Below are 4786 nucleotides of genomic sequence, written 5' to 3'. Positions count from 1 at the left end.
CCCCCCCCCCCCCCCCCGCCTCTGTGATTCGGCCCAGGTCGGGAGCGATTCAGTGCGGGCGGAGCGATTCGGCCCAGGGCGGGAACGATTCAGCGCAGGGCGGGAATGATCTCGCTCTCGAACAGTTCGATCCCCGACGTGTCGTAGGCCGACTCGGGGAAGTTCACGATCGTGTAGCCGAGCCCCTGTTCCTTCAGCTTCGTCAGCCGCTCCACGACCTGCTCGGGCGTGCCGACCGCCGCGCCTCCGGTGAACAGCCGCTGCTGGAACGCCTCCGCTTCCCGCTCGCCGATCACCGGGGTGATCCGCTCGCGCCAGGCGGCGATGCGTTCGGCGACCTCGGCCTCGTCGCGGCCGATGATGGCGTTGATGTTGGAGGAGCGGACGATCCGGTCGAAATCGGTGCCCGCGTCGGCGCAGTGGCCGCGCAGGATCTCCGACTTGCGGGTGAACTCCTCCAGCTCACCGGTGAAGTTGGTGTAGTCGGCGTATTTCGCGGCGATGCGCAGCGTCACCTTCTCGCCGCCGCCGGCGATCCACAGCGGGATGCCGCCGTCCTGTAGCGGCAGTGGGCGCACGATCGCGCCGTCGACCTGATAGTGCTTGCCGTCCAGGCTGGCCTCGCCCTTGGTCCAGGCCTGTTTGAAGATCTGCACGCCCTCGTCCAGGCGGCGTAGCCGCTCGCCCGCGGACGGGAAGCCGTAACCGTAGGCGCGCCACTCGTGTTCGTACCAGCCGCCGCCGATGCCCATCTCCACGCGACCGCCGGAGATGATGTCGGTGGTTGCGGCCACCTTGGCCAGGTAGACGGGATTGCGGTAGCTGATCGCGGTACACATCTGGCCGAGGCGCACCCGCTCGGTGGAGGCCGCGAAGGCCGCCATCAACGTCCACGCCTCGTGCGTGGCCTCCTGGGTGGGCTGCGGAATGGTGTGGAAGTGGTCGTAGACCCAGATCGACTCCCATTCGGGGTGCTCGTCGGCCCGTCGAGCCAGCCCGCGCATCACATCCCACTGCTGCTCGACATCGATCCCCACCAGATCCAGTCGCCATCCCTGGGGGACGAACAATCCGAAGCGCACCTGATTCTCCTTCGTGGTCTCGACCGGCCAACGGCGGACACGGTCGAACCCACTCTCGGGCACCCTGTCGGCGGTGGACAACCCTTCTGTTCCACGCGCGTGGAATTCTCGTGCCCGGGCATACTGCGGTGGGGAGCACAATACGGAGGTGGGCGATGTCCCGGGTATCGATCGAAGTCGACGATGTGGCGCTGGCGATCGCCGCGACCCTGCTCGGCACCGCAGGCGGCGCCCAGGAGACGGTGAACGCCGCGCTGCACGAGATCGCCGCCCAGCGTAAGCGCATGGCAGTGCTGGAACGGATGATGCTGCGCAGCCGCGACACCGTGCCGACGCCCGACCCGTGGCGCAAGACCGGTGCGTGGTCCTGAACGGTCGGTGCGAGTGGTGGCCGGGTCCATGGGCGTCGTGCCCGGTTCCGGCGTCCTGCCCGGTTCCGTCAGCGATGCCGCCCGGTTCTGTGAGCTGGGTCTCCCCCTCGGCCACCCCGGTGTGAAAATCGGTTCCGGGCAAGGTAACCTGCCTGGTGGACGCATTCGCGTCCGATCAATTCCGAAGGCACGGCGAACGCAGCGCGCATCATGGACGATCCGCGCCGTCGCCCTGCGGCACGAGACCAGGAGGTGGATTGCTGTGCGTAGCGAACCCCCCAGTCGAAGGCCGCGCGGCGCCGCCCCTTCGCATTCCTAGACGCTTCCGGTTCCCGAGACTTCCGGGCGTCCTCCGCGACACGGGCGAGCGCCACGCGGTGTGAATTCGCGCATCATTCACTCCCGCCCGCATCGCCGTCCGTGAGCACTGTCGCCACATCGGTGTATGCCTTGCTGTGCCGAGGACTTCGCCATGTCGCAGATCGACCTCATCGATATCCGTCCCGACCGAATCCGTCCCGACCGCGCCGATGCCCGTCACGAGGGCGCGCATCCCGACCTGACCGGTGCGCATCCTGGCTCGGCCGACGGCCATGTCGAGCCAGCGGGCTCGCTGGCGGAATTCGTCGCCGAGAACCGGGTCGACGCGGTGGTCCGCTGGCTCGACGAGCATCCGCCGCACCGGATCGCCGACGAGCTGGCCCGCATGGACGCCGTGCAGGCCGGGGTGGCCTTCCGGCTGCTGGACAAGGACCGCGCGCTGGCGGTGTTCGAGGAACTGGAGCCGGTCGACCAGCAGCAGATCCTGCAGGGCCTGCGCGACCAGAGCTTCCGCGACCTGGTCGAGGGTATGGCCCCGGACGTCCGTGCCCGCATGCTGCGCGAGGCCCCCGCCACCGTGGCGCAGAAGGTGCTGGCCGGGCTGAGCCCGCGCGAACGCCGCATGACCGCCGGTCTGCTCGGCTACCCGGAGGGCTCGGCGGGCCAGTACATGACCCCCGAGGTGGTGGCGCTGCCCGCCGACGTGACCGTGGCCGAGGCGCTGGCCGTGGTGCGCGCGCAGGGCGCGCAGGCCGAGACCGTCTACACCCTGCCGGTGATCGACTCCGGCAGGCGCCTGACCGGCATCGTCGAGCTGCGCGAACTCGTGCTCGCCCGGCCCGACACCGCGGTCTCCGAGCTGGTCGTCACCGAGCCCGCCTTCGCCCGCGCCACCGACTCCGCCGAGAAGGCGGCCAGGCTGATGCGCGAGACCAACGACATCAACCTGCCGGTGGTCGACAGCGAGGGCCGCCTGCTCGGCCTGCTGACCATCGACGACGCGGTGGAGGTCATCGAGGCCGCCGACAGCGAGGACGTCGCCCGTCAGGCGGGCGCCTCGCCGTGGGAGGGCCACTACATGGCCGCGGGCGTCTTCCAGCTGGCCCGCTATCGGGCGCTGTGGCTGACGCTGCTGCTGTTCGCCGCGACCCTGACCGTCAGCGTCACCGGCTTCTTCGAGGGCACCCTCGAACAGGCCGCCCAACTGGCGCTGTTCATCCCGCTGCTGATCGGCGCGGGCGGCAACGCGGGCGCTCAGGCCGCCACCGCCTGTGTGCGCGCCGTGGCCGTCGGCGAGGTCCGCGGCTCCGACCTGATCTCGGTGATCTGGCGCGAATGCCGCGTCGGCCTCGTCCTCGGCTCCATGCTCGCCACCCTCGGCCTCGCCATCGCCGCCCTGTTCGTCGACCCCCGCATCGCCCTGGTCGTGGCCATCACCCTGGTGTTCATCTGCGCCTGGGCCACCACCATCGGCGGCACCATGCCCCTGCTGGCCAAGAAGCTGCGCATCGACCCGGCCGTGGTGTCCGCCCCCATGGTCACCACGCTGGTCGACGCGACCGGCTTGATCATCTACTTCACCACCGCCAAGCTCGTCCTGGGCATCTGAGACTTCGGCCCGCGGCGAGCGCCGGGTGGTGGCCGACCTCGCCTCGGCAGTTGTGGCAAACGTTGAGCGATCGATCGGGTGGGGTGGGTGGGGGCCCGGGTGACCGGATGCGAGGGCGAGGGTGTGCGTGACGCACAATGGGTGCCGTGTCCCGGGGCCGCCGCGCCGCCGGGACCACCGATGTCCTTGTGCACCAAGACACAAGGTCTTGTGTTATTCGGAACTTCCCGCCACAACGAGTAGTGTCTGAGGCGAGGGAAACGCCGCGCCGGCGGCGGGCTCGCGCAGTGGCGATCCGGTATGCCGAAGTGTTCGGGAAAGGGTGTGGAGGCAGCATGAAACTGATCGATCGGGTGTCGGCCATCAACTGGAATCGGGTGCCCGACGAGAAGGATGCCGAGGTCTGGGATCGGCTGACCGGCAACTTCTGGCTGCCGGAGAAGGTCCCGGTGTCCAACGACATCCAGTCGTGGGCCACCCTGACCCCCGAGGAGAAGCAGCTCACCATGCGGGTGTTCACCGGCCTGACGCTGCTGGACACCATCCAGGGCACGGTCGGCGCGGTGAGCCTGATCCCCGACGCGCTGACCCCGCACGAGGAGGCGGTGCTCACCAACATCGCGTTCATGGAGTCGGTGCACGCCAAGAGCTACAGCGCGATCTTCTCCACCCTGTGCTCGACCAAGGAGATCGACGAGGCCTTCCGCTGGTCGGAGGAGAACCGCAATCTGCAGCGCAAGGCCGAGATCGTCCTCGACTACTACAAGGGCGACGACCCGCTCAAGCGCAAGGTGGCCTCCACCCTGCTGGAGAGCTTCCTGTTCTACTCCGGCTTCTACCTGCCGATGCACTGGTCCTCGCGCGCGAAGCTGACCAACACCGCCGACATGATCCGGCTGATCATCCGCGACGAGGCGGTGCACGGCTACTACATCGGCTACAAGTACCAGCGCGGTCTGGAGTTGGTCGGCGAGGCCGAGCGCGAGGAGCTGAAGAACTACACCTTCGAGCTGCTCTACGAGCTCTACGAGAACGAGGTCGAGTACACCCAGGATCTCTACGACGAGGTCGGCCTGACCGAGGACGTCAAGACCTTCCTGCGCTACAACGCCAACAAGGCCCTGATGAACCTCGGCTACGAGGGCCTGTTCCCGGCCGACGAGACCCTGGTCAACCCGGCCATCCTGTCGGCGCTGTCGCCCAATGCCGACGAGAACCACGACTTCTTCTCCGGGTCGGGCTCGAGCTACGTCATCGGCAAGGCCGTCAACACCGAGGACGAGGACTGGGACTTCTGACTCCGGCTCGCACCGAGCCGTAGTCCGCATCGGGACCACGAACCGGGCCCCCCGCCCCACGCCCCGGGGCCCCCCCGGGGGCGGGGGCCCCGCAAACCGGCGGGG

At 68.7% G+C, this 4786-nt stretch carries 4 protein-coding genes; 3 read left to right on the top strand and 1 reads right to left on the bottom strand.

Annotation, left to right across the window (positions count from 1 at the left end; genetic code table 11):
• Positions 1-89: 89 nt before the first annotated feature.
• Entirely contained in the window at positions 90-1082 is a 993-nt protein-coding gene (locus QH283_RS02095) for an LLM class F420-dependent oxidoreductase (protein WP_280501325.1), read from the bottom strand.
• 155 nt (positions 1083-1237) lie between these two features.
• Here QH283_RS02095 and QH283_RS02090 point away from each other — a divergent pair, with 155 nt between their 5' ends.
• From QH283_RS02090 to nrdF, 3 genes are all read left to right on the top strand, one after another.
• Positions 1238-1453 carry a hypothetical protein gene (locus QH283_RS02090; RefSeq protein ID WP_280501324.1) on the top strand — a complete coding sequence of 72 codons (216 nt, stop codon included), beginning with the start codon at positions 1238-1240 and terminating at the stop codon, positions 1451-1453.
• A gap of 472 nt (positions 1454-1925) precedes the next feature.
• Entirely contained in the window at positions 1926-3383 is a 1458-nt protein-coding gene (gene mgtE / locus QH283_RS02085) for a magnesium transporter (RefSeq protein WP_280501323.1), read from the top strand.
• Between the two features lie 335 nt (positions 3384-3718).
• On the top strand, positions 3719-4681 hold the full coding sequence (gene nrdF / locus QH283_RS02080) for a class 1b ribonucleoside-diphosphate reductase subunit beta (protein WP_280501322.1): 963 nt from the start codon (positions 3719-3721) through the stop codon (positions 4679-4681).
• Positions 4682-4786: the final 105 nt, after the last annotated feature.

Origin of the sequence: Nocardia farcinica (assembly GCF_029867845.1) — a bacterium.
Classification (GTDB): domain Bacteria; phylum Actinomycetota; class Actinomycetes; order Mycobacteriales; family Mycobacteriaceae; genus Nocardia; species Nocardia farcinica_A.
This window is presented reverse-complemented; position numbering and strand designations above follow the sequence as displayed.